The following is a 24,879-nucleotide window of genomic DNA, read 5'->3' on the forward strand; positions in this document are numbered from 1 at the left end:
ATTCCAAATCCTTTTAATTTTATATTATTTAGCTCTTCTCTTTAAAAGTTCATATAAAGTTCTTAAAGGTTCTCCAGTTCCACCCTTTTGTGAATAATCTCTAGCTGAATCATTCCAAGCAGTTCCTGCTATATCCAAATGCATCCATGGCTTATCTTCCACAAACTCTCCAATAAATAAACCAGCAGTTATTGTTCCAGCATATCTTCCACCAGTATTTTTTAAATCTGCTATATCTGATTTAATTAACTTCTTATATTCTGGGAAGCTTGGAAGCTGCCATACTCTTTCCCCAGAGTATTCTGATGCTGCACTAAGTTCTCCATAGAACTCATTATTATTTGTTATTACTGCTGTTGTTGTAGTTCCTAAAGCAACTAAAGCTGCACCTGTTAATGTGGCAACATCAATTACTTCATTAACTCCTTCTTTTCTAATTATGTATGTAACTGCATCTGCAAGAGTAAGTCTTCCTTCTGCATCTGTATTTATAACCTCAATCTTCTTACCTGCCATAGAGCCTATAATATCTCCTGGCTTATATGCATCACCTGATATCATGTTTTCACAAGCTGCTACAACTGCTATTACATTAGTCTTTAACTTTCTTCTAGCTATAGACATCATTGTTCCAATTACTGCAGCTGCTCCTCCCATGTCAGACTTCATAGTTTCCATTCCACTACTTGGCTTTAGTGAATATCCACCTGAGTCATATGTAAGTCCTTTTCCAACTAAACCTAAAACTTTATCCTTATTATTATCATCACCGTAATATCTCATTACAATTAACTTAGGACTGTTTTTAGATCCTCTTGCAACAGTTAGAAATGCTTCCATTCCTAAAGCTTTAATTTCTTCATCATCTTTTACTTCTACTTCAAAACCATATGTATCTCCTAAGTCTTTAGCCTTTTCAGCTAAAGTTCTTGGGTATAGAGCATTTGCAGGTTCATTAACTAAATCTCTAGCAACTTCTGCTGCTTCAACTAAAACTTGCCCCTCTTCTATTGCCTCATTGATATTACTAGTCTCTTCATCACTAATATCTCTTCCTGCTAAGGAGAAACTTAATTCAATTGTTTCATTCTTACTTTTATATTTCTCAAAGCTATATGCTCCTAGTCCTAGTCCTTCTACAATTGCTTTTGAGGTTTCATAATAGCTTAGTTTTGAGTTTTCCGGAATCTTAATAAATATCCTTTTATCCTTTAACTCTTTTGCCTTTCTTACAGCTTTTGATAAAGCTACTCTAATGGCTTCATTTGACAGTTCTTCTTCTTTACCAAGACCTGTGATTATTGCATCTTGAAGGTTTCCGCCTAAATCTCTTATAAAGCTTATTACTTCCCCTTTAGCTCCTTTAAACTGTCCCTTAGCTTTTATTAAATCTAAGAACCTATTAGTTTCTTCATTGGGCACTTCAACCTTTCCTTCAAATAAAGGTATTATAACTGCATCAGCCTCAGAACAAGGAAACTTTTTATAGTTTATGTCCATATTTATCACCTCTTAATAGTTACTATCAATTAATAATTTAAATATACCATAATCTTCATAAATATACTATTGTTATTGGCACATAATAAAAATTAGAAAGTATCTCTCATTTAATGGTATAATAAACTTAAATATCTACCTTTGTAGGAGCATAAATTTATGAAGAAATTGATTAATCGTTTTATTAAAATAATAGTAACTTCATTATTACTACTTATAGGTTTTTCTTATCTTACGAATTTATTCATTTCTATTTCGTATAAAGATAAATTTAAAGATAATAAGTTTCTAGAATTAAATAATTATAAAATTAGGTATACGGATGCGGGAAGTGGCGCACCTATAATCCTTGTTCATGACTTTTTAGGAAGTTCTAATGATTTTTATTCAATTAAAGATGAACTTGCAAAAAATCATAGAGTGATTACTATAGATTTACCTGGCTTTGGTCTTTCCTCAAAAGATTCAAAACAAGAATATACATATACTTCATTTAGTGAAGCCATAATTAATTTAGCTAATGCATTATCAATTAGTAAATTTTCAGTACTAGGACATGGAATGGGAGGGGCTGTTGCAATAAACCTATCTCTAACTCATTCAGATAGAATTAATTCCTTGATTTTAGTAAATCCCACAATACAAGCTGGTAAAAAACAAGTACCTATACCTTCAGTAATTAAGAAGGAAGCATACATAAACTATTATGTTCAAGGAGCAAGCTTTTCTAAGAAATTTATTAAAAACAGCAACATGGATATGGATTACTTTAGAGAAGACTACTATTTTAATAGGACTATTCCCGCTCAAACCCTTAGTAAACTAATTACTACTAAGAATACAGGAATTCCTATGGATAAAATAAAAACCCTACCTAATAAGACTTTACTCTTATTTAGTTCAAATGATAACTCCGTCCCAGCTTCACTAGGTATGGACTTAAATAGTATTATTGCTAATAGTAAGCTAGTTGTCTTTAATAATTGTGGTCATTATCCATTTATTGAAGCAAAGGATTTGTTTTTAAAAGAAGTTAATAATTTTTAAGATAAAAAGAAGCTCAATAAGTCTATATCACTTATTGAGCTTCTTTCTTAATTTAAATTATGGCTTAAACGGAATTTCTATTATTCATCAGGGGTCCAATTATCATCATACTTTTTGTTTGTAGATTTCTTAGTGTATTCAAAAGTATTATAATTAAGATTATCTCCTTCCCAAATAACTTCTGAAATTATAAATAGCATTATCATTAGTTCTCTTGAAACATTGCTATTAAACATTACTCTATAAAAGAAACTATCAAAATATTTGTTAATTTTAGTTCTTTGTGTTTTTCCAATCTGTTTTTTACTATTATAGATATACTTAACGTTAATGTTTGGACTTGCTAACTTATACTCTTCTTTATTAAATGTACAATAAATATAAGAATATTTATTTTTCACCTTACCTACATTTTCATTATCTTTATAGTATATAAACGGACACGAACTAAAACTAAAAAGGTTAATTATTGGCATACATTCCATTATAAAATTTAGTATATTTTCTTGTTTTGCATAACATATTTCCTTACCATCTGCTCCATATAAAGTAACTTTCTTAGGCCAAAGAAGATTAGTAGTATTTACTACTCCTTTATAAATCAAGATTTCATTCTCATATACATTATATATGCAATTAGCCATGCCTACTGGTTTTGGTTTAATTATTAATTCCATCTACAAACCCCATTTTCTTTTATCTAAATCTCAACCAAAATAACTTTTCCTTCTCTTAAACTCTCAGGCACATTGATAATCCTTTGATTTGATGATCCTCTAAACCTAAGTCCATCTTCTTTTCTTTCTACTTCAAATCTTCCATCAACTAAGGCATCAATATTATTAATTAGTTCTTTCCAACCTTCTCTTTCCTCTAGATGGCTTAATATATATTCAAAGGTATATCCAGTATAGCTCCAAATATTTAATCCAAGTTTTTTAAATTCCTTAGCCATATAAGCGAATTTATCAGCTTGTTCAAATGGGTCTCCACCTGAGAAAGTTATTCCCTTTATCATTGGATTTTCCTTAACATCTAGTATAAGTTCATCCATATCTCTAAGTTCTCCCCCATTAAAATCATGGGTGTCTGGGTTAAAACATTCTTTACAATTATGTATACATCCTTGGGAGAAGAAAACTCTTCTAATACCAGGGCCATTAACTAAAGATTCATATGCTATTCCTGATAATCTAATATTTTTATCCATGTGTTATTCACTCCAAACATTTATTATAATTTGATAATAAGAAGGGTGGTAAAAAACCTCATCCATGCATAATCTGGTGAGCATTCCTTCAATTTTTTACCACCCTTTATTATTTAATCAAATTTCAACAACTTCTTAACTTTTGAATTAAATTGGGCAACTCCCAATACGTAATATATTATATCATTTTTAAAACCTAAATTAAATTTTCTTAAAGCTTTTGTTCTATATGTTTATCTAATTCAACCGTCTGATTACTTTCCTTCTCAACACCATCTAGGGTGTATTTAAATCTTATATCTAGTACTTTATCTAATTCTATCTTTTGGGGAAAAATTCTTGAATCCCCAAGCTCATCCATACCAGGTTCATACTCCTGATTATGTTCAAATCCAAACATGGAACTTTTTATGAGTTTCCCATCCTGATATATTTCCATTGAGATATCACTCACTTTTCCTTTTGATGAATTTCTTTTCTCAATTTTATAGTCTTTTGGTATATAGTATTTATCCTTAAACGTAACTAAAGTAAAATCTCTAACTATAAAGTCATCATTTATTACATCAAAGTTATATTTAACTACTGTATAAGTTCTTAAATTAAAATACATGGTAATCACCACTATTATAAGCGTATATAATATAACTAGTATAAATTTTGATTTCTTTCCCATAGCTACTCCCCTTTATTTTTCCATATATTACAATTCTATCACAGGTATTTTTATAGTGTCTATATTAGCTTAACTATTATAGAAAAAGAACCTGGATTTCTCCAGGTTCTTTCTAAATCTTAAAGCGCTGCTTCAAGTCTAGTTCTTATTTCTTTTATAAAATCTTCAGTATTTACTACTTTAATATCTTTTATTGATGAAAGACTTGCTAAATCCTTTGTCATTACACCTTCTTCTATTGTTTGAATAGATGCTTTCTCTAGCTTATCTGCAAAAGTTATAAGCTCAGGGATGTTATCTAATTCCCCTCTTTTTCTCAATGCACCTGTCCAAGCAAATAGGGTTGCCATAGAGTTAGTTGAAGTTTCTTTTCCTTTTAAGTGATTGTAGTAATGTCTTTGTACTGTTCCATGAGCTGCCTCATATTCATAGAAACCTTCTGGTGAAACAAGTACTGAAGTCATCATAGCTAGTGAACCAAAAGCTGTAGCAACCATGTCACTCATTACATCTCCATCATAGTTCTTACATGCCCATATAAAGCCACCTTCTGATTTAACTACTCTTGCTACTGCATCATCTATAAGTGTATAGAAGAATTCTATACCAGCCTCATCAAATTTAGTTTTATATTCCTCTTCAAATATATCTTCAAATATATCCTTAAAAGTATGATCGTATTTTTTAGATATTGTATCCTTTGATGCAAACCATAAATCTTCTTTTCTATCTAATGCAAAGTTAAAACATGCTCTTGCAAAGCTTTCTATAGATTTATTAGTATTATGCATTCCTTGAAGAACTCCTGGTCCATCAAAAGTATGGATAACTTGCTTTTCTACTTCTCCATTTTCTGAAGTAAATACTAATTCAGCTGTACCTTTGCCTTCAACCTTTATTTCAACATTTTTATAAACATCACCATAAGCATGTCTTGCTATAGTTATAGGCTTTTTCCAAGTTCTAACGAAAGGTTCAATAGAATCTACTATTATAGGACTTCTGAATACTGTCCCATCTAATATAGCCCTAATAGTTCCATTTGGACTCTTCCACATTTCTTTTAAGTTATATTCCTTAACTCTTGCAGCATTTGGAGTTATAGTTGCGCATTTTACTCCAACACCATACTTTTTAATAGCCTCAGATGCTTCAGTTGTAACTTTGTCATCTGTTTCATTTCTATATTCTAAGCCCAAATCATAATACTCTGTTTTTAAATCTATAAATGGAAGTAATAATTCATCTTTAATCATCTTCCATATTATTCTTGTCATTTCGTCTCCATCCATTTCAACCAATGGAGTTTTCATTGCTATTTTCACCATTTGTATAGTCCCCCAATTCTTTGTATTATGCATTAATTTTTACGTAGTTTAATCTTCCACCTGCATTTATTACTTCTATTTCTTTTTCAGTTAATTCTACATTTACCTTGAATGTATAATTTCCTGTTTTATTTGTAACTTCTAATACTCCAGAATTAAGAGCTTCTTTAATATCAGAAATAACTAACTCGTCAAAATGATTTATCTTATCATAATCTTCTTCATTTGCAAAAGTCATAGGTACTATTCCATTATTAATTAGATTAGCCTTATGAATTCTTGCAAAACTCTTAGCTATAACTCCTTTAACTCCTAAATAAAGTGGTGCAAGTGCAGCATGCTCTCTTGATGAACCTTGACCGTAGTTACCCCCTCCAACTATAAATCCACCGTTATTTTCCTTTGCATACTTAGGGAAGTTTTCATCTACTGTATTGAAACAGTAGTCTGCTAAGTAAGGAATATTAGATCTATATGGTAGTAATTTTGAATTTGATGGCATAATATGGTCAGTTGTAATATTGTCTCCAACCTTCAATATAGCTTTTCCTTCTAAAGAATCTCCAAGTGGATTATTAACTGGGAATGGCTTTATATTAGGGCCTCTCTTTATTTCAACCTTGCTCCCATCTACTGCTGGAGCTATTATCATACTATCATCAATTAAGAATCTTTCTGGTAGTTCTACCTTTATATCAATATCCAATTCAGTTGGATCAGTTAAATATCCATTTATAGCTGATACAGCTGCTGTTTCTGGTGATACTAAATAAACTTTTGCTGATAGAGTTCCACTTCTTCCATAGAAATTTCTATTGAAAGTTCTTAAGGAAACTGCATCAGTTCCTGGTGCTTGACCCATACCTATACAAGGTCCACAAGAATTTTCAAGTATTCTAGCTCCTGCACTTATAATATCTGCAAGTGCTCCATTTCTAGATAGCATCTCCATAACCTGTCTTGATCCTGGTGCGATTACTAAGCTTACTTCTGGATGTACTTTTTTACCTTTAAGAATCTTAGATACTTTCATTAAATCCTCATAAGATGAATTAGTACAGCTTCCTATTGCAACTTGATCAACTTTTATTTTTCCGATTGTTTTAATTTCTTCAACATTGTCTGGTGAATGTGGCTTAGCCGCAAGTGGCTTAAGCTCTGATAAATCTATTGTAATTTCTTCATCATATATTGCATCTGCATCTGGTTTAAATTCTATCCAATCTTCTTCTCTTCCTTGAGCTTTAAAATACTCAAGAGTTCTTTCATCACTTGGGAATATTGAAGTTGTAGCTCCAAGTTCTGCTCCCATGTTTGTTATAGTTGCTCTTTCTGGAACTGAAAGAGTTTTAACTCCTTCTCCTGCATATTCAAATACTCTTCCAACTCCACCTTTTACTGTAAGTTGTCTTAATACTTCAAGAATTATATCCTTTGCCGCTACCATTGGGTTTAGTTTTCCTACAAGATTAATCTTGCAGACTTTAGGTGTATTAATATAATAAGCTCCTCCACCCATTGCTAAAGCAACATCTAATCCACCTGCTCCCATAGCAAGCATTCCAACTCCACCTGCTGTAGGTGTATGTGAATCTGAACCTGTTAAGGTTTCACCTGGAGTTGAGAATCTTTCTAAGAATACTTGGTGACATATTCCGTTTCCTGGTTTTGAAAAATACACTCCATATTTGGATGCTACTGTTTGAATAAATGCATGGTCATCAGCATTTTCAAAGCCTTGTTGTAGCATATTATGATCAATAAAAGCAACACTTCTTTTAGTTTTTACTCTATCTATACCCATAGCTTCTAATTGAAGATATGCCATTGTACCTGTTGAATCTTGAGTAAGGGTTTGGTCTATTTTAATACCTATTGGTTCTCCTACTACAAGTTCTCCTTCTACTAAATGTGATTTTAATATTTTATATACTAAATTTTCGCCCATCTTTCTTCCCCCTTGCTTATTGCTTATTTATTCTCTTATAATCTCTATAGAGCTGAACTATTTCTTTATCAAAAAGGCTTCTCTTAAGGTTAACAGAAACTTCTCTAACTTTAGCCAAAAGCCAATCTGCTGCCTGACTATCTAGTTCTTCCCCATACTCTTTAAACTTATTTACTATGCTTGCTCTTCCGGAATGTTTACCTATAACTAACTGTCTTTGAAGTCCAACTTCATCTGGTGAAAAAGCCTCATAGTTTTTAGGATTTTTTATTGCCCCATCTGCATGAATTCCTGATTCATGAGCAAACATATTTGTACCAACTATAGCTTTCCATATAGGAAGATCTCTTCCTGATGCTCTAGATACATATTCAGATAATTCTCTAAACATCTTTGTATCTGCATTAACTTCATATCCATAAACGTGTTTAAGAGCCATTAAAACTTCTTCTAGTGCTGCATTTCCTGCTCTTTCCCCTAATCCATTTACAGTTACTCCAACGTGAGTTGCTCCCCCTAAGATTCCTGCAATAGCATTTGCTGTAGCCATACCAAAATCATTATGAGTATGCATTTCTATATCAAAATTTGTATTATCTCTTAAATCTTTAATGATACTATTAATTTTAAATGGTTCCATTATTCCAACAGTATCACAATATCTAAATCTATCGGCACCTGCCTTTTTAGCTTCTGTTATAAACTGTACAAGGAAATCCCTATCAGCTCTTGAAGAGTCTTCTCCATTAACAGATATATATACTCCATTTTTCTTAGCAAACTCTACTGCTTTTACCATACTTTCTAAAACCCATTCTCTTGAGGTTTTAAGCTTATGCTCAATATGGATATCTGATACTGATATAGAAATTGCAACAGCATCAACGCCACAATCAATAGATTGCTCAATATCTGAAATTACGGCTCTATTCCACGCCATTATTGAAGCTTTTAAGCCTCTCTTTGCGATAGTTTTTATAGCAGCTTTTTCATCTCCACCCATAGTAGGAATTCCGACTTCAAGCTGATCTACACCTAATTCATCAAGTAATTCTGCTATAGCTACCTTTTCATGATTCGAAAAAACTACACCTGCAGTTTGCTCTCCATCACGTAAAGTAGTATCTACAATAGTAATCTCTTTACCTGTTTTTAAATCTTTAATAGACATTCTGATCCCCCTTTTTACTTTTTCTAAACCCCAATTTACACTCTTTGTCAAATTGTCATCACTTATGCAATAGATAAGCCTTCACAATTCAATATACTCAATTTTATCACAACAAAAAAATAATAACAAGATTTTTTATACACCTTTGTATTCTTGTGTTTTCAAGCTTTAAGGCCTAAATTCCTTTGAAATTCCCTATTCCTAGCATTTTTCACTTTTTGCAAGTTCAAAAAAATTTCTTTCACCTTCTTTGTAACAGCACGCTACAAAAAACATCATTTTTAAACATGTTTTTATATTATAAGGTAATAAATTATTATATTTTTCACTGAAAATTAAAAAAGAAAACCTTCCTAATAAATTAGGAAGGTTTTAAAAGTATTATACACACTTATAGTTCTTATTATGTTTTTCTGTATGAGTGATTCTATCTTCTCTCTCTTGGTATTTTCCTGGACCAAATCTTTCATCTAAACTTAAATATCCAGTTACTCTTGATACACCTTGAATATCTGTGCTTCCACAACTTGTGCATTTACTCTCATTGCTGTGAAGATATGTTCCACAAGTTCTACAATATCTTATGTGGAAGTTTATTCCTAGGTAACTTATATTAGTATTCTTATAAGCATAATTAAGAATATCCATTATAGCCTCTCCAGTTGGGCAGTCATCTACTTCAAGATAACTTATATGTCCAGCATTACAAAGCTTATGATAAGGAGCTTCTATTTCAATTTTAGTTTTTATAGATAAAGGTTGACTTACTGGTACATGATAACTATTTGTATAGTACTCTTTATCAGTTACACCATTTAATTTACCAAACATCTTTTGATCTTGTTTAATAAACTTACCGCTAAGTCCTTCTGCTGGTGTAGCGTAACAACTCCAGTTTAATTTAGTTTCTTCTATAAATCTATCACATTTATTTCTTAAATGAGTTACTATTTTAACTCCTAATTCTCTAGCTTCTTCACTTTCACCGTGATGTTTACCAGTTAATGCAACTAGTGTTTCAGCTAATCCTATAAATCCTATACCCCATGTACCTTGCTTTAATATAGGTTCAATGGAATCATTTTGATCTAACCCTTCTGCACCTTTCATTAGATGTTGTCCAGCAACAAAAGGTAAATCCTTAACTCTTAATTGTTTTAATATACCATATCTATGAAGTAATGATTCTTTTGCTAGTTCTATTCTTGAGTCAAAAATCTCAAAGAATTTATTAATATCGCCTTTTGCAAGGATACCTATTCTTGGTAAGTTGATTGTAGTTGGTGCAATATTTCCTCTTCCCTTACAACCAGGTTCCCCGTTTACATTTTTCATTAGGTATGTTCTACATCCCATTGTCGCTGGCATGTATCCTTGATCATAGTATTCTTTATTAAAATCAGCATCTATATTCATAAATGTCGGATTCATTCTCTTTGCAGCAACCCTGCAAGCTAATTTATATAAATAATGGTATGGATCATTTGGTTCTCTATTTACCCCTTCTTTAACTCTAAAAATTATGTTAGGGAATATAGGTTGTTCTCCTCTACCAAGTCCTTTTTCATATTCTAGTAAGAAGGCTTCACATACTAATGCAGCTTCCTTCGAATGAGGAATTCCTAAGTTTATAGAAGAAAATGGTACTTGTGATCCTGCTCTTGAATGCATTGTATTAAGATTGTAAACTACTCCTTGCATTGCTTGATGAACTCTTTCAACAAGTTTTCTCTCTATAGTCTCTTCTAACTTTTCTCCTTCTAATCCATATGATACAAGTTCATTTCTAATTTCCTCTCTTGTTGGCTCAATGAATATAGCCATATCATTATCAAAGTCTGGATGAGATTGTCCACCAAACATATCATTTTGAGTAGATTGTAATAATATACAAGAAAGTTCTGCTGCAGTTTCAATTCTTCTAGGCATATTAATAGTTCCATACCCAGTGTTGAAACCCTTTTCAAGCATTTCTTTTGTAGGAATATGTAGACAATTTGTTGTCAAGTTGTATGAGTCTAAATCATGGTAATATACATCTCCATTTTCATGAGCTTTTGCTAGATGTTTAGGCATTGATGCTAAGTTGTGCCATTTGTTTGACTCAGATGCAATTCTTAATAGCTTTGAAGAAAAATTATTTCCTACATTAGCATTATCTCTATCTGTCTCTACACCTATTTTTTTAATCGCAGTCATTAAATCTGATTTTATTTCTCTAACCTTTGTTCTTTCATCTCTGTAAGCAGAATAATTACCTGCAATTTCATTTAATCCACTATCTTTTAGTGCTCTAACCACAAGATTTTGGATTTCCTCTACTGTAACTCTCTCTTGTTCTGACATTTCTATGTAGGTTATAACCTTCTGTACTAAGTCAATAACTTGACCTTCTCTTAAGTGACTCCCAGCTTCCTCTGCCGCGCGTTTAATGGCATTAGAAATTTTCTCTGAGTTAAATTTTGTTTCTCTACCGTCTCTTTTCACAACATCTAGCATGTCGCATACCTCCATAACACCATATATTGTACTTTGATTATTATATATTAGGAAAATTTTATTATCAATCTTCAAATTTCTCCTTTAAAGGTTATAGCATTTAATATATCCTTTTTACTCCTATTTTTAAGTTTTTTTAAAGGTTTTTGACCTTTGACTTTTATAGAAAAGTTTCAACCTCTTAAAAACTTAATAGAAATCAGTAATTTATCCATTACTATTCTTAATATAATTTATGTAGATAATGCTATAAGGAGATTATTATGATAAAAAAATTTTTTTCCCTAATACTATGTTCATCATTAATACTCGTTGGATGCTCCAAACACCCCAACACCCAATTGGATAATAATACAGATTCTTCTCCTGTAAGTAAATCTGAAGTTACACAAGTAAGTTCTTATACTGGAGAAGATACCTCCCAAGAAATACTAAATAATTCCCCCTTTATGGTTATCGTAGAAAACTCTACCGCCTCAAGACCTCAAAGTGGATTAAATTCTGCTGACATTGTCTATGAAACTATGGCCGAGGGAGGAATACCAAGGTTTATAGCCCTCTTCCAAAAAAATTTACCAAAAAAAATTGGTCCTGTAAGAAGTGCTCGGGCATATTTCATTTCAATTGGAAAATCATTGAATCTACCCTTTGCTCATTGCGGAGGAAGTGAAGAAGCTCTATCTCTTATATCAAAGGATAAATCTTATATGAGTATTAATGAAATGTCTAATAGAAATTTCTTTTGGAGGGATAATGAAAGAAAAGCTCCTCATAATTTATATACTTCTGGAGAAAATATAGAAAAGTATATTAAAAGCAAAAATCTAACTTATACTCCTAATAAGTTTATGACCTTTAATAATAATTATTGGAGTAATCCTTCTCTGCAAGATCTTAATGCACTTAATCTAGTGCTAAATAAAAGTTATTCTACAAGTTATATTTATAAAGATGGTTTTTATGAAAAATCTATGGATGGAAAACCTGCTTTAGATATGAATACTAATAGCATACTTAAATTTAAAAATGTTGTTATTCAAAAGACTGAAATATCATTATCAAAGGATATGGTTCATTTGAATATAAGACTAACTGGTACCGGAAATGCCTTTGTATTATCGAATGGCAAAATAATAAATGGATATTGGAAACAAGAAAATAACAGAACTATACTTTATGATAACAAAAACAATGAGATTCCTTTATCTCCTGGAAATACAATTGGGCATATAGTTGCAAATGATGTTAGTGTGAATTAAGATGTTATATTTTTAGAAGTTTGAAATTCTCTCATTACATTAGATATTGAGCGGATTTCCTTCTGAAAATATATTTTTTTAAAAACCTTATCAATACTGATATATTTTATCCTTATCACTATTGATAATGTTATCTATTATGCTATAATTAGCTTACAAGTTATTTTGGAGGTTTATTATGGAAAAAATCGCTTTAATCACAGATAGTTCTTGTGATTTAGAAATGGATGAAATAAATAAGCATAACATAAAGCTTCTTCCTTTTAGAATCATCTATAAGGATAGGGAGTTTAGAGATAGAATAGATATTTCACCTGAGTATTTATATTCAAATATTGAAAAAGAGGTTCCTACTACTTCTCTTCCTAGTATAGAAACCACTGATGAAATTCTAACCTCTCTAGAGAGAGAAGGTTATACACATGTTATTATAATCACTATCTCTTTAGGGTTTTCAGGAACATATAATAGTGTTAAACTAATAGCAGAAGATCATCCTAATCTTAAATTCCATATATTCGATACAAAAACTCTTTCTAGAGAGCAAGGATATATAGTTTTAGATGCAGCTAGAATGATCGAGGCTGGAGAAAGCTTTGATAACATTGTTAAAGCCCTCCCAGGTTGCAAGGAAAGGACTGGTATCTTCTTTACACTAGATACTTTAGAATACCTTAGAAAAGGCGGTAGAATAGGTCGAGTTGCTGGAGTAATTGGTCAGCTTTTAAATATAAAGCCTGTTATAACTGTTGCTCCTGATGGAAACTTCTCAGTTTACTCAAAAGTTCGTGGAAGAAAACAGTCTTTGAAAGTAATAAGAGAAATTTTAGATGAATGGCTAAGCAAGGGAAAATGTAAAGTTGCAGTTCTTCATGGAGGTGCTCCAGAAGAAGCCAAGAAATTCTATGATGAAATCAAAGACCTACCTAATATAACTAGTCTAGGATTTTCAGCTATCGGGCCTGCTTTAGGAGTTCACACTGGTCCTGGGCTTGTAGGAATAACATTAGAAAAGGAATAGTAGTATGAATAATTCAAGCTTTAATAGGGAAGAGAATATTAGAGCAGAAGAAAAAAGACTCTATGAAGAATATAAAAAGAAACTCGCAGATTTAAAAAAGATTAATAAAGAAAAAGAGGCTGTTGGTCAAGTTTTTACAAAAGGATTGTTGCCAATATACGTATTATATATATTAAGCCAAGGTTCTTCTAATGGTAATGATATTTCTCATAAGATTGGTGAAAAAACAAATGGTCTTTGGGTTCCTTCCACTGGTGGAATATATCCTACATTAAAAAGATTTGAAAAAGAAGGATTAATCATTGGTGAATGGGATGACCCTAAAAAGAAATTCCAAAAGATATATTCTCTTACACCGCTTGGTTTAGAAGAATTCGAAAAAAGAAAGGATCTATTAAAACCTAAGATTCAAGAAGCTCTAAAGGTCTTTAATACGATATATTCTCATCTTTATTAGCTTTATAAACGAATAACAATTACCTTCTATAGAAATAATAATATTATTATTTTACATAGGAGGTTTTTTAAGTGAAGGGAAAAATTCTTGAAATGAATCCAACAAGTGCATCTGTATTACTTGAAAATGGTACTACTTTAGATGTTCAAAGATCTCATATTCCAGCAGGTTCTATGGTTGGAAGTGAAGTCAATTTAGATTTTTCTACTGAGAGTGCACTAAACGGACAAAACTTTATGAATGACAAAATAAGCAATGAAAAACTTGTTGATTTCTTTTAATATAAAAAGTAGCCTTTATAGGCTACTTTTTATATTACTCTACATTTATAGCATTAACCGGACAATTTTCTTCTGCTTCCTTTGCGCTATCCTCGCTATCATTTGGAACTGGATCTGCTATTACTCCTGCCTTTCCATCATCCTGCATGTCAAATACATCAGGTGCTATTGATGGGCATAATCCGCATCCAATACAAGTATCCTTATCCACATCTGCTTTCATAGTTTTCCCTCCTAATGAATTTAATAACAAACTTATTATTTCACCAAAAACAATTTCTTATTCAAAAAAAATAACTTGGCAAAGGCCAAGTTATTATATCAAGCTTAATTATTATTAATATAATCCTTCAAAAACTAATGAATAAAGAGGATCTTCTTTAGCATACTCTTCTGCTTTTCCCTCTTCTAATGCTTCAGTTAAGTCAAGATTTATAGGCAATTCTGCTAATAAAGGTAGTCCTAGATATTCAGCATGTTCTTCTGCAGATTTTTTACTAAACACTCTTATCTTGTGATCACAACTATCACAAGTTATATAAGACATATTTTCTACTACACCTCTTACCTTAACATCCATCTTTTCTGCCATTATAACAACCTTTTTAACAATCATAGATACCATATCTTGAGGTGTTGATACGATTATCATTTCTTTTAATGGGAAACTTTGCATTACAGTAAGAGCTATATCACCTGTTCCAGGTGGCATGTCTATTAATAAATAGTCTAATTCACCCCAATCAGTATCTGTATACATTTGATTCAAAACTCCAGTTATAACTGGTCCTCTCCAAATAACAGGCTGATCTTCTACCGGAGTAAGTAAATTCATCGACATCACTTTTACTCCTAAGTTACTTTCCACTGGTTTGAATTTAAAGTTATTCTCATCAATAGGTAACATTTCTGCTCTTTTATTATTAATTCCAAAAAATCTAGGCATTGATGGTCCTGTTATATCTCCATCTAACACACCTACTTTATATCCTTTTTTAGCTAATTGAGTTGCTATTAATCCCGTAACAGTAGATTTACCAACTCCACCTTTTCCACTTATTATTCCAATAATATTTTTAACCTCTCCATACTTAGGCATAACTTTTAAACTTACATTTTGTGTTCCACAACCCTTGTCTTTAGTAGAACAAGTATCTTTGCTTGCACAGGTTGAACAACTTGACATAATAATTCCTCCTCGAATTAAAATATTTATTTTTACATTAAAAAAATCATCAAGGCGATTATGAGCCGTCGATTTTTTTCTCGCATCTGCCTTTCCAAACGCATGTGAGGAAAAATTGGCAGGCGCCTAATTCTACTTTTTTACCATTCACTAGGTTTCTTAGTATTTAATGAGATTTCCCAACTATTAAGATCATAATTTCCTGTTACATAGTAAGGCATATAACTATGATCGGTTTTATTTTCAATGCTAATACTAGTTTTAAATGTTTTAGATGTGTATCCTTGATTACTTACAGTAATAATAATATCATACTTATCCTTGTCACCTTTAATTATTCCTATATTTTTTACAATTTTTGAAGCATTTTTCTTAAAATCTTCTATATCAGTTGAAAGCATGTATTTTGTACATTCTACATCAGAAAGCATATCTATACCCACTTTTTTATTTCCTTCGTTTAAATAATCTTTTTTATCATTTAAAACTTTTAGGATACTTCCGAAATATATGCTTGCAAATTCTCTAGGTTTTCTAACAAATGATAAATTTTGTATTATATCATTGTCTAATCTACTTGATACAGAATATATCTTATTATCGTCATAAAAATTTCCCTTATCCTTAGAATTAACCCCTACTACATAATTAAATTTTTTAACTTCATCACCCATATGCATCTCAAATATATAATCAGGTTCTAAATCAGTTTTTTCTTTAGCTTCTTTTGATGAAGAAAGAAGTGAATACATATCTTGAATTGTCCTTTTATCAGTAACCACAAATCTAAAGCCTATATCTCTTGTGCTTTGTATAATTATTTGATTTACATTTTCATTTTTTATATATTCAAAATCATTATTTTTAAGTCCCATTTTTATTTTGGTATTATCTATAAATGAACATCCCACTAGCAAATTAGAGAACACTAATATGGGTATTAAAGCTTTGCTAATTTTTTTTAACATCTTCCTTCTCCCTTTTCAATATTTTACTTATGTTAAACAACAAAATACCAGCTATCAATGTAAATATAGAAATAAATTGTGATGTTGATAAAACTGATACTGCTCCTCTAGGGTCATCCCTAAAGAACTCAATGATAAATCTTCCAGTACTATATATAATTAAATAAAGAGCAAAAACTCTTCCATTTTTTTTGTTCCTTAAATCATATCTAAATAATATAAGTGATAGGAGTATATCAAACACAGCTGAAAACAATTGTGTAGGTATAATTCTAACTCCAAAAGGTGCTAATGAATTTTCTGGAAATACTACCCCAATAGGAAGATCTGTCTCCTTACCATAACAACACCCAGCTAAAAAGCATCCAATACGGCCGAAGCCTTGAGCAAGTGCTACTGTTGGAATTATCAGATCAAATATCTCTAATAAATTCCACCCTTTTTTTCTTGAATATAAAACAACTCCTATTGCTCCCCCAATAATAGCTCCATATATAACAAAGCCTGCTCCAATATTGTCTATAAGAAGCTTAGGTTCATTTATTATACTTTTCCACTCAGTTATATAGTAAAGTACTTTTCCACCTATTACACCACTTAAAACAGCTATTAAAGTCATATTGAATATATGATCTACATTGTATCCTCTCTTTTTTCCCCTTTTATCTATTAGTAAAATTGCAATTATTATCCCTAATGCAATCATAAATCCATATCCGTAAACTTCAACCCCGAATATTTCAAACAATATAAATTTCATCTTTCCTCCTAAAAGATTCCTTTTAAATAAGGAGAAGCATAGCTTCTCCTTAATATAATAAATTATAATACTTAATCTCTTCTTTATCAAATTTATTTAACAGAATCCACTATTGAAGTAAAAATATTTTCATAACTTTCTTTATAGTCATTTGAATTAACTTTGAAGGCTATTTTAGCTATCTTCTCTTCATCTAGTCTGATATAATAAATCCTATTTATATATTTATTAGATTTATTATCTATGGTTTCGAAGGAAACCTTACTTCCTCGATATTTCTTATCTTTTAATTGCTCCTTCTCATAATCTTTTATTTCATCCTTTATGTATTTCTTATCAAATTCAATTAACTTTTCTTCATCTTCAGTATAGTTAATCAATTGAATATATCCGTATATTCCTAATTTACTATCAGAGAAATTATTATTATATAAGATATAATTCCCAGGGAAGCTTTGAGTAGTAGTACTCCATTCTTGTGGTAGTAAAAATTTAACTTCTTCATCCTTTGAAGAATACTCTTTAAAAGTAGAAATATTATTATTCATGAGCGCAATCATCTTGAATTTCTCATCAAATATTCCCTGTCCTACAAAAAGCAAACCCATCAAAAATAATAACATAACTGTTATTGCTAATTGTTTTTTATTCATAAAGTCCCCCATTTTTTCTATTAGTATTACTATTATTTATACTATTGATGTTTACCTATTATTCTCTTTATGAATCTAAAATCAAATTACATAATAACCCTTATTCTCTTAATATTCTTATTCTTTATATAAAATAAAAAAAGAGGCAAGCCTCTTTTTCTAAATAATAAATATTTTACTTTAATTTTCTGTTGGAATAACAATAACAGAATTTCTGAAATCATAAAACATTAACCAATAGCCTAAATCCTTACCTAATGTTTCATCTTCCATCCAGGTTACAAAGCCTGTTTTACCACCATATGGTTGATCACTCTTATCTTTCTTACCAGGTATTCCGTAAATTATATATTGCATCTTTCCTTTTTTATTGCACTTATATCCAATATTATAATGTCCATATTTTTTGAAATATGGATAATAATTAATCATAGGATAATATATTACTGTATACTTATTATAGTCTGTAATATTGGTCATATCATCTAGACTAGCTATATATACTTTGTACCATTTTGTATGTTTTATATCCTTCTTCTTATTCTTATGCCTATCCATTTCGAAGTCTTCTGCTAGGGATTCAAAAAATTCTCCAACTGTTCCCTGAATTCTAAATTCTTCTTCATAGTTTTGAGCTTCAAGAGATTCTTCATATTTATCAAAAGGATTTTCTTCTTCTCTTACTTCATTAATCGGCTCTTCAACTACAAATTCATTACTACTTTCTTTTACCTCTTCTTCCTGTATAATTGGACTTTCTTCTCTTGTCTCTTCTTCATTTACTACTTTGACTTCTTCTACTTCTTCAACATTTTTGCTTTCCTCAGAAATAGGTAATGTTTCTTCTTCCCTCATATCACCAGCTTCAACTTTTTCTGGAGCAACTTTTTCTTGAGTCACATTTTCTGGAGCTGATTTAACTTCTTCAACGACCTTAACTTGTTCAACATCTTTTATTCTATTTTCTAATTTTACTTCCTCTACACCTTGTGCTCTTGTTATTTTATAATCTTTCCATTTATCTTTTGGTTGTTCCCCACTCATAAATCCGGTAATTAGAAACATTTTCTTGCCATCTGAATCTTTATATATAGCAGCTCCTGATACTTTATCGTAACTGATTCCTACTCCCCCTATGTTATCTGCTAAGTATTCTGTAGAAACCTCTACCTTACCTATGTCTGTTATGTTCACTTCACCTAAATTTATTATCTGCTTATTATCCTTCTTACCTGAAATTAGTACCATATAATGTTTATGTCCATCTTTTTTAATATTCTGAGCATAAAAAGATATCTTGCACCTTTCATCTTTAGCTTCTATCTTCGCATAACCAGAAAGAGGCTTATCTTCTGCTATTGAATGTCCTTTTTCGTCTTCTTGTAGAATTATAAAACTTCTATATAATTTTCCATGTGCCAACTAAGGGTCCCTCCACTATATTTATTCGTTACATTATATGTTTAAATAGTTTAAATATGTTCAAAGATTTTAAAAGTTCTGTACCTGGCATACATAATGTACTAAAATACTATTATATTAATAGTTTATAGGGGGGCCTTTTATGAATAATGATTTCACTATCCGTGCTGCAAAAGAAGAAGATATACCTAGCATTTTAGGATTTATAAAAGAATTAGCCGAATATGAAAATCTACTTGATCAGGTAGTTGCTACTGAGGAAATCTTAAAAGAATGGTTATTTAATAAAAAATCTGCCGAAGTTCTAATTGGGGAATTAGACGGAGAATCTGTTGGATATGCGCTTTTCTTCCATAGCTTCTCTACATTTCTTGGTCGTGCAGGCATATACTTAGAAGACTTATATATTAGGCCAAACCAACGTGGAAAAGGCTTTGGTAAAGACTTATTAACCTACTTAGCAAACTTAGCATTAGAAAGAGGCTGCGGAAGATTAGAATGGTCTTGTCTAGATTGGAATGAGCCATCTATAAAGTTTTACAAAAGTCTTGGAGCAAAACCTCTTGAAGATTGGACTATGTATAGAGTTGACGGAGATGCTCTAAAAAATTTGGCCACAAATAAAATATAAAATAAAAAAAGAAGCTTTTGCTTCTTTTTTAATAATATAAATTAAATTAACTATCCTCTATGTTTTACTATGTAAAGCGAATTTGCTAATTCTCCAAATTCTTCGATACTTAATGTTTCCCCTCTTCTTTTTTGATCTATACCAGCCTTAAGAAATACTTCTTCTAAATCTTCCTTGCTTAATCCAAAGGATTTTAGAGCATTCCATAAAGTTTTTCTTCTCATATTAAAGGAGTTTCTTACTATACTAAAAAATAACTCTTTATCTTTTAATTCTGCCCTAGGCTTATCTAATTTATCTAATCTAATAACTATTGAATCAACTTTTGGCCTTGGCATAAAAGATGCTGGAGAAACTTTTCTTATTATTTTAGTGTCGCAAAAATATTGAACTAAAATAGAAATTGCTCCATATTCCTTGCAGTTAGGCTCAGAATTTATTCTTTCTGCAACTTCCTTTTGGATCATTATAGTTAAAGATTTAAAATTATATCCTTCATTTAAAAGTCTTGCTATTATAGGAGTTGTTACATAGTATGGTAAGTTAGCTACTAATTTAACACTTTTCTCTTCTCCTATTATTTCATTAAAATCTACTTTTAAGGCATCTTCATGTACCAATCTAAAATTAGGATTATCCCCCAATTCATCTGTTAATATAGGAATTAACTCAGAATCTAACTCAATTGCTACAACCTTCTTTGCTTTTTTTAAAAGCTCTCTAGTTAATGTTCCTACTCCAGGCCCTATCTCTATAACCAAATCATCTGGACCAATCTCTGCCCCTGAAACAATATCTTCTAATACTGAATCATCTATAAGGAAATTTTGTCCTAAACTTTTGGTAAATCTAAAATTATATTTTTTTACTAAATCTTGAGTACTTACATCCATAAATTATTTTTCACTCTCCATAAGTTTTTCTATTTCATTCATAGCTTCTACAAACTCTTCCTTGGTTATTCCATAATTATTTAATCTTGAGATTAATTGATTGCTATTACCATAACCTATTCCTAAAGCTTTTCCTAGTAAATGTCTTCTCTCTCTAGCCTTATTGTCCCCAGTTAACTTAAAGAACATCATATCTTCAATGGTAAAAAAGTCTCTTTTTTCTATCACTGTAGCCTTTGCTCTATTTAAGGCTTTTAATATAACTTCAGGTGTGGCATTTTCTACTCCAATATCCCCATCCTTAGTACCTTCATCTCTTCCTATATAAGCATGCTTAATTCCTGGTACTCTTTTAGCTATAATACTTCTAATCTTTTCACCAGCATAATCTGGATCAGTAAGTACTATTACTCCTTTTCTTTTTTGTGCTTCTTTTATTCTATCTATTACCTTGCTATTTATTCCAAATCCACCTACTGCAATTATTTCAGAGTCTACAGCTTTTTTAACAGCTGTAACATCATCTCTTCCTTCTACTACGATAACTTCCTTAATCAATGGAATTTCTCCCTTCATTAAAAATTGAAAAAGATGACTCACTGCTGAGTCACCTCTTCATTTTACCACTGTCCTGGATATGCGACAACATATAGATTTACACTTCTTACTCCCCAACTGTAACACTCTCTATTGGAATTCATATAAATATCTATTTTATTATTCTTTATGGCTCCACCAGTATCTTCTGCAATAGCATAGCCGTATCCTTCAACATAAACCTTTGAACCTAAAGGAACTATTCTTGGATCAACAGCTATTGTACTTATTCCTGATGGATTTCTTCTTGGGGAAGTTCCTGTTGCAGTTGTACCTCCTCCAGTATAGGCACTTGCCATAACGGAAATTACTTTTTGATAGTAAAGTTTTGTATCTCCACCTCTGGAGAGTGCGATGAAATTCCTAGTACCTTCTGATACTACTTTACTAGTAGGTTCCTTAGTAACTTTTTCACTAACTGTTTTCCTACTAACTTCTACACCGTCCTCGTAACTTACTCTGACTGTAACTTCCTTTTCTCCTGGAGTTCCTTCCTGAACAGTTTTTGTAAATCCTTTATCCATACTGTCATCATTTTTAACGATGGTATCAAAGTCTAATATTTTAGTTTCAACTACATCTTTTGTTTGAACTCTTATTATTTTAAACTTCAACCCTTCTGTTATTGGGGTGTCAGCATCAACACTTAGTTTATCATCGTCACCAAGTTGAATGTTTTCAGCTGCTAACATATCATTAATGTTACTTTCGGCAGTTTCAATTTTTTGGTCTTTACCATCTACGGTAACCTCTACTGATACAGCTTTCTTAACAGTTATTACCTCATTGTCATTAAGCATAGTATCTAATCCAGGTTCTACCTTATCTTTAGATGATAGAGATATGTTACTGCCTTGTAGCGCCCCTTTAACAGTCCCTGCGTATGTCAATATACTCTGTTCTTCGCCGTCTATACGAACAATCACTGTCTTTTTCATGTTGTAAATTGTCAGTATTAACATTGATGCTACTATTAAAAACAACACGATTTTTGCCTTAGGACCGTTAGAAAAAACTCTTTTAGCATTAACCTTGAATTTTTCTACCATAATATTCCCTCCTTTGGCAAGAGTGTCTTTTGCATTATAAACGAAATTTAAATGCTTGTCAAACTTAACATCTCCTGCAATTTGTTGTAACTGTTAAAAATGCAACTTTTGCATAATAAATAATAAATAAGATGATAACTTAATATATCTATAATCTAAAACTTCTAACCCACAATTAATCAACTCTCAATTTTAAAGTAACCTAGAAGATAATTTTCAAAAGGGGCTGGCAATCTTGTTAACTTTATTACAAGATTTTTTAGATTATATTAAACAGTTACGTAATAGGGAATGTACATTTCTTCAGCCCAAAGCTTGGTTATAGGATCTTCTTTTGTTTGTTTCACCACCAAAATAAAACTTGCAAAGATAATTTTACCTTATTTTTCCATATTGAACAACCTGTTAATATTATCATTAAATAGTTTGTTCGCTGATTTGGGGTCAATTTCTTTGATTTCAGCCAATTTTTCTATAATATACTCAATATAGCTAGACTTATTTCTCTTTCCTCTATAAGGAGTCGGTGCCATATAAGGACAATCTGTTTCAACTAATATTCTGTCCATAGGTACATCTTTAGCAACCTCTAATATCTTTTTTGCATTCTTAAATGTTACTACTCCTGTAAAGCCAATATAATATCCTAATTTTATGCATTCTCTTGCGAATTCTACACTTCCAGAAAAACAATGAATTACTCCTGTAACCTTTGGATATTCTTTTAGTATTTCTAATGTATCTGCATGAGCATCTCTATCATGAATTACTACAGGTAATCCTAATTCCTCTGCTAAACTCATTTGTTTTCTAAAAACTTCTTTTTGTACTTCCCTAGGTGGATTTTCATCCCAATAATAGTCTAAACCTATTTCTCCTATAGCTTTTACTTTAGTATTTTTACTTTTCTCTCTTATTTCTTGAGCTGTATCTTCTGAGAATTCATCGGCATTCTCTGGATGTATTCCCAACGCACAATAGAAAAAATCATAATTACTTGCTAATACATATGATTTTCTTAGTCCCTTTAAAGATGAACCACAATTCAAAACTGCAGTTACTCCCTCTTGATGAATTTGTTTTAATACTTCTTCCCTATCCTCATCAAAAGCCTCATCATCATAATGTGCATGAGAATCTATTATGTTATACTTCTTTTCCATTCTTTACACCCCACATTTATAGATTATTGCATATTTTTTTAATTTTATTCATATAATAACTAATTACCTATAATTACATTGTTTATTATAGATTTACAGTTAAGTAAATTCAACAATCTAAATCAATTAATTTACTGAGTTTATTATTGGAAACTTAATTTATTCTTACATAAATAAGTTATTAGTTAAACTTAAAACTCTATACAACTATTATTTTCATCTGTACAATAAAGATACAATAAGGTTTTTATAGGAAACTTAATTTATTCTTGTTTAAAAATGTCGGTTTCTAGACATTTTCAGGCATGAATAAATTATTAGTTGAACTTAAAACCTTATAAGGTTTTTATAGAAAACCTAAAATCCTATACGTTTCTCAGATTATATTATTAATTATGCGATAAATATCAAGGAGGTTTTATTTTGGATAACTCTATATTACTGGAAGGGCTGAAAGCCTGTAAATTATTTAAATCTTTTTCTGAAGAAGAATTAAATTCTCTAGCTACCTCAAAAGAAGCCTTTTTAAAAAGTTATAGTTCTGAAGATATATTATTTATGGAAGGTGAAGAATGTAACCATCTTAGTGTGGTTGCGGAAGGAACCATAGAAATAGTTAAATTAGACTCTGAAGGCAATATACTTATAGTTTCTACATTAGAAAAAGGAAATGTTTTTGGAGAAAATCTTCTTTTTGGTGATATGCATTTCTATCCGATGTCAGTAGTATGTAAAAATTCTGCTAAAGTATTTCACATAAGAAAATCTTATGTTGCGACCTTACTGCAAAGAAATTATGAATTTTTACTTATATTCTTAAAGGTATTATCAAATAAAGCTATGGCTTTAAGCTCAAAATTAAAACAGGTCAGCATGAAATCTCTAAGACAAATGATTTGTGATTATATTTTAGATATCTATAATAAAGAAAAGTCTTTAGACATTTGTTTGAACATGTCAAAAAAGGAGTGGGCTGATAAACTAGGCGTTCAAAGACCTTCCTTATCAAGAGAACTTATGAACATGAAAAAAGATGGCTTAATAGATTATGATCGCAAAAATATTAAAATATTAGATTTAGAAGAAATCGAATTTAATAAATAATTTTATTTTGACACTTATTTGACACATTAATACTATATATTTAGTATTGTAAAGTT

The 24,879-nt window shown here is 30.8% G+C and carries 25 protein-coding genes; 7 read left to right on the top strand and 18 right to left on the bottom strand.

All coding sequences use genetic code 11. The annotated features are described in order from the left end of the window. Positions 1-24: 24 nt before the first annotated feature. A complete protein-coding gene (locus tag PTZ02_RS12485; protein WP_274228139.1) occupies positions 25-1,500 on the bottom strand; it encodes a leucyl aminopeptidase in 1,476 nt (491 codons plus the stop codon). A gap of 159 nt (positions 1,501-1,659) precedes the next feature. On the opposite strand from PTZ02_RS12485, the gene PTZ02_RS12490 reads away from it, so the two are divergent. Beyond that, complete coding sequence (locus PTZ02_RS12490) at positions 1,660-2,547, top strand: alpha/beta fold hydrolase (RefSeq protein ID WP_274228140.1); 888 nt, start codon at positions 1,660-1,662, stop codon at positions 2,545-2,547. 80 nt (positions 2,548-2,627) lie between these two features. Here PTZ02_RS12490 and PTZ02_RS12495 read toward each other — a convergent pair whose 3' ends face one another. The 7 genes from PTZ02_RS12495 to nrdD form a co-directional block, all read right to left on the bottom strand. Beyond that, a complete protein-coding gene (locus PTZ02_RS12495) occupies positions 2,628-3,224 on the bottom strand; it encodes a hypothetical protein (RefSeq protein WP_274228141.1) in 597 nt (198 codons plus the stop codon). A gap of 23 nt (positions 3,225-3,247) precedes the next feature. Then, complete coding sequence (gene nrdG, locus PTZ02_RS12500) at positions 3,248-3,757, bottom strand: anaerobic ribonucleoside-triphosphate reductase activating protein (RefSeq protein ID WP_274228142.1); 510 nt, start codon at positions 3,755-3,757, stop codon at positions 3,248-3,250. 211 nt (positions 3,758-3,968) lie between these two features. Next, the gene (locus PTZ02_RS12505) at positions 3,969-4,433 is read right to left on the bottom strand and encodes a hypothetical protein (protein WP_274228143.1); all 465 of its coding nucleotides are present in this window, start codon (positions 4,431-4,433) and stop codon (positions 3,969-3,971) included. 119 nt (positions 4,434-4,552) lie between these two features. Continuing rightward, positions 4,553-5,761 (bottom strand): NADP-dependent isocitrate dehydrogenase, encoded by a 1,209-nt coding sequence (locus PTZ02_RS12510; protein ID WP_274228144.1) that lies wholly within the window; start codon positions 5,759-5,761, stop codon positions 4,553-4,555. A 25-nt stretch (positions 5,762-5,786) separates the two neighbouring features. Next, the gene (locus tag PTZ02_RS12515; RefSeq protein WP_274228145.1) at positions 5,787-7,709 is read right to left on the bottom strand and encodes an aconitate hydratase; all 1,923 of its coding nucleotides are present in this window, start codon (positions 7,707-7,709) and stop codon (positions 5,787-5,789) included. Between the two features lie 16 nt (positions 7,710-7,725). Continuing rightward, on the bottom strand, positions 7,726-8,880 hold the full coding sequence (gene nifV, locus PTZ02_RS12520) for a homocitrate synthase (protein ID WP_274228146.1): 1,155 nt from the start codon (positions 8,878-8,880) through the stop codon (positions 7,726-7,728). A gap of 381 nt (positions 8,881-9,261) precedes the next feature. Further along, positions 9,262-11,379 carry an anaerobic ribonucleoside-triphosphate reductase gene (nrdD, locus tag PTZ02_RS12525; protein ID WP_274228147.1) on the bottom strand — a complete coding sequence of 706 codons (2,118 nt, stop codon included), beginning with the start codon at positions 11,377-11,379 and terminating at the stop codon, positions 9,262-9,264. Between the two features lie 263 nt (positions 11,380-11,642). Here nrdD and PTZ02_RS12530 point away from each other — a divergent pair, with 263 nt between their 5' ends. From PTZ02_RS12530 to PTZ02_RS12545, 4 genes are all read left to right on the top strand, one after another. After that, positions 11,643-12,638 carry a DUF3048 domain-containing protein gene (locus tag PTZ02_RS12530; RefSeq protein WP_274228148.1) on the top strand — a complete coding sequence of 332 codons (996 nt, stop codon included), beginning with the start codon at positions 11,643-11,645 and terminating at the stop codon, positions 12,636-12,638. Positions 12,639-12,816: 178 nt separating this feature from the next. Continuing rightward, entirely contained in the window at positions 12,817-13,659 is an 843-nt protein-coding gene (locus PTZ02_RS12535; protein ID WP_274228149.1) for a DegV family protein, read from the top strand. A gap of 4 nt (positions 13,660-13,663) precedes the next feature. Then, a complete protein-coding gene (locus PTZ02_RS12540; protein WP_274228150.1) occupies positions 13,664-14,116 on the top strand; it encodes a PadR family transcriptional regulator in 453 nt (150 codons plus the stop codon). Between the two features lie 71 nt (positions 14,117-14,187). Further along, positions 14,188-14,397, top strand: a complete 210-nt coding sequence (locus tag PTZ02_RS12545; RefSeq protein WP_274228151.1) for a hypothetical protein — start codon at positions 14,188-14,190, stop codon at positions 14,395-14,397. A gap of 34 nt (positions 14,398-14,431) precedes the next feature. Here the strand turns inward: PTZ02_RS12545 and PTZ02_RS12550 are convergent, their stop codons facing one another. The 6 genes from PTZ02_RS12550 to PTZ02_RS12575 all read right to left on the bottom strand — a co-directional run bounded on the left by PTZ02_RS12550 (position 14,432) and on the right by PTZ02_RS12575 (position 19,386). Beyond that, the gene (locus PTZ02_RS12550; protein WP_202766821.1) at positions 14,432-14,620 is read right to left on the bottom strand and encodes a ferredoxin; all 189 of its coding nucleotides are present in this window, start codon (positions 14,618-14,620) and stop codon (positions 14,432-14,434) included. Between the two features lie 114 nt (positions 14,621-14,734). After that, positions 14,735-15,583 (bottom strand): Mrp/NBP35 family ATP-binding protein, encoded by an 849-nt coding sequence (locus PTZ02_RS12555; RefSeq protein ID WP_274228152.1) that lies wholly within the window; start codon positions 15,581-15,583, stop codon positions 14,735-14,737. Between the two features lie 140 nt (positions 15,584-15,723). Next, the gene (locus tag PTZ02_RS12560; protein ID WP_274228153.1) at positions 15,724-16,551 is read right to left on the bottom strand and encodes a hypothetical protein; all 828 of its coding nucleotides are present in this window, start codon (positions 16,549-16,551) and stop codon (positions 15,724-15,726) included. Further along, a complete protein-coding gene (locus PTZ02_RS12565; RefSeq protein WP_274228154.1) occupies positions 16,535-17,311 on the bottom strand; it encodes a prolipoprotein diacylglyceryl transferase in 777 nt (258 codons plus the stop codon). The genes PTZ02_RS12560 and PTZ02_RS12565 overlap by 17 nt, the downstream gene beginning before the upstream one ends. A 92-nt stretch (positions 17,312-17,403) precedes the next feature. Continuing rightward, entirely contained in the window at positions 17,404-17,964 is a 561-nt protein-coding gene (locus PTZ02_RS12570) for a hypothetical protein (RefSeq protein ID WP_274228155.1), read from the bottom strand. Between the two features lie 180 nt (positions 17,965-18,144). Further along, on the bottom strand, positions 18,145-19,386 hold the full coding sequence (locus tag PTZ02_RS12575; RefSeq protein WP_274228156.1) for a DUF7922 domain-containing protein: 1,242 nt from the start codon (positions 19,384-19,386) through the stop codon (positions 18,145-18,147). Positions 19,387-19,528: 142 nt separating this feature from the next. On the opposite strand from PTZ02_RS12575, the gene PTZ02_RS12580 reads away from it, so the two are divergent. Next, on the top strand, positions 19,529-20,017 hold the full coding sequence (locus PTZ02_RS12580) for a GNAT family N-acetyltransferase (RefSeq protein WP_274228157.1): 489 nt from the start codon (positions 19,529-19,531) through the stop codon (positions 20,015-20,017). Between the two features lie 50 nt (positions 20,018-20,067). Here the strand turns inward: PTZ02_RS12580 and rsmA are convergent, their stop codons facing one another. From rsmA to PTZ02_RS12600, 4 genes are all read right to left on the bottom strand, one after another. Further along, positions 20,068-20,910 carry a 16S rRNA (adenine(1518)-N(6)/adenine(1519)-N(6))-dimethyltransferase RsmA gene (rsmA, locus tag PTZ02_RS12585; RefSeq protein WP_274228158.1) on the bottom strand — a complete coding sequence of 281 codons (843 nt, stop codon included), beginning with the start codon at positions 20,908-20,910 and terminating at the stop codon, positions 20,068-20,070. A gap of 3 nt (positions 20,911-20,913) precedes the next feature. Beyond that, positions 20,914-21,468 carry a ribonuclease M5 gene (gene rnmV, locus PTZ02_RS12590; RefSeq protein ID WP_274228159.1) on the bottom strand — a complete coding sequence of 185 codons (555 nt, stop codon included), beginning with the start codon at positions 21,466-21,468 and terminating at the stop codon, positions 20,914-20,916. A 62-nt stretch (positions 21,469-21,530) separates the two neighbouring features. Continuing rightward, a complete protein-coding gene (locus PTZ02_RS12595) occupies positions 21,531-22,556 on the bottom strand; it encodes a ubiquitin-like domain-containing protein (RefSeq protein ID WP_274228160.1) in 1,026 nt (341 codons plus the stop codon). A 380-nt stretch (positions 22,557-22,936) separates the two neighbouring features. After that, positions 22,937-23,719, bottom strand: coding sequence for a TatD family hydrolase (locus tag PTZ02_RS12600; RefSeq protein WP_274228161.1), 783 nt, complete (start codon positions 23,717-23,719; stop codon positions 22,937-22,939). A gap of 423 nt (positions 23,720-24,142) precedes the next feature. Between PTZ02_RS12600 and PTZ02_RS12605 the strand changes: the two genes are divergently transcribed. Further along, a complete protein-coding gene (locus tag PTZ02_RS12605; protein ID WP_274228162.1) occupies positions 24,143-24,823 on the top strand; it encodes a Crp/Fnr family transcriptional regulator in 681 nt (226 codons plus the stop codon). The last annotated feature ends 56 nt before the right edge of the window (positions 24,824-24,879 follow it).

Origin of the sequence: Clostridium sp. 'White wine YQ' (genome assembly GCF_028728205.1) — a bacterium.
In the GTDB taxonomy this organism is placed as follows: domain Bacteria; phylum Bacillota; class Clostridia; order Clostridiales; family Clostridiaceae; genus Clostridium_T.

Bases quoted from the DNA above. Each gene is read 5' to 3' on its own strand.
- PTZ02_RS12485 (WP_274228139.1), bottom strand. From the start codon at position 1,500: ATGGACATAAACTATAAAAAGTTTCCTTGTTCTGAGGCTGATGCAGTT.
- PTZ02_RS12490 (WP_274228140.1), top strand. From the start codon at position 1,660: ATGAAGAAATTGATTAATCGTTTTATTAAAATAATAGTAACTTCATTA.
- PTZ02_RS12495 (WP_274228141.1), bottom strand. From the start codon at position 3,224: ATGGAATTAATAATTAAACCAAAACCAGTAGGCATGGCTAATTGCATA.
- nrdG (WP_274228142.1), bottom strand. From the start codon at position 3,757: ATGGATAAAAATATTAGATTATCAGGAATAGCATATGAATCTTTAGTT.
- PTZ02_RS12505 (WP_274228143.1), bottom strand. From the start codon at position 4,433: ATGGGAAAGAAATCAAAATTTATACTAGTTATATTATATACGCTTATA.
- PTZ02_RS12510 (WP_274228144.1), bottom strand. From the start codon at position 5,761: ATGGTGAAAATAGCAATGAAAACTCCATTGGTTGAAATGGATGGAGAC.
- PTZ02_RS12515 (WP_274228145.1), bottom strand. From the start codon at position 7,709: ATGGGCGAAAATTTAGTATATAAAATATTAAAATCACATTTAGTAGAA.
- nifV (WP_274228146.1), bottom strand. From the start codon at position 8,880: ATGTCTATTAAAGATTTAAAAACAGGTAAAGAGATTACTATTGTAGAT.
- nrdD (WP_274228147.1), bottom strand. From the start codon at position 11,379: ATGCTAGATGTTGTGAAAAGAGACGGTAGAGAAACAAAATTTAACTCA.
- PTZ02_RS12530 (WP_274228148.1), top strand. From the start codon at position 11,643: ATGATAAAAAAATTTTTTTCCCTAATACTATGTTCATCATTAATACTC.
- PTZ02_RS12535 (WP_274228149.1), top strand. From the start codon at position 12,817: ATGGAAAAAATCGCTTTAATCACAGATAGTTCTTGTGATTTAGAAATG.
- PTZ02_RS12540 (WP_274228150.1), top strand. From the start codon at position 13,664: ATGAATAATTCAAGCTTTAATAGGGAAGAGAATATTAGAGCAGAAGAA.
- PTZ02_RS12550 (WP_202766821.1), bottom strand. From the start codon at position 14,620: ATGAAAGCAGATGTGGATAAGGATACTTGTATTGGATGCGGATTATGC.
- PTZ02_RS12555 (WP_274228152.1), bottom strand. From the start codon at position 15,583: ATGTCAAGTTGTTCAACCTGTGCAAGCAAAGATACTTGTTCTACTAAA.
- PTZ02_RS12560 (WP_274228153.1), bottom strand. From the start codon at position 16,551: ATGTTAAAAAAAATTAGCAAAGCTTTAATACCCATATTAGTGTTCTCT.
- PTZ02_RS12565 (WP_274228154.1), bottom strand. From the start codon at position 17,311: ATGAAATTTATATTGTTTGAAATATTCGGGGTTGAAGTTTACGGATAT.
- PTZ02_RS12570 (WP_274228155.1), bottom strand. From the start codon at position 17,964: ATGAATAAAAAACAATTAGCAATAACAGTTATGTTATTATTTTTGATG.
- PTZ02_RS12580 (WP_274228157.1), top strand. From the start codon at position 19,529: ATGAATAATGATTTCACTATCCGTGCTGCAAAAGAAGAAGATATACCT.
- rsmA (WP_274228158.1), bottom strand. From the start codon at position 20,910: ATGGATGTAAGTACTCAAGATTTAGTAAAAAAATATAATTTTAGATTT.
- PTZ02_RS12595 (WP_274228160.1), bottom strand. From the start codon at position 22,556: ATGGTAGAAAAATTCAAGGTTAATGCTAAAAGAGTTTTTTCTAACGGT.
- PTZ02_RS12600 (WP_274228161.1), bottom strand. From the start codon at position 23,719: ATGGAAAAGAAGTATAACATAATAGATTCTCATGCACATTATGATGAT.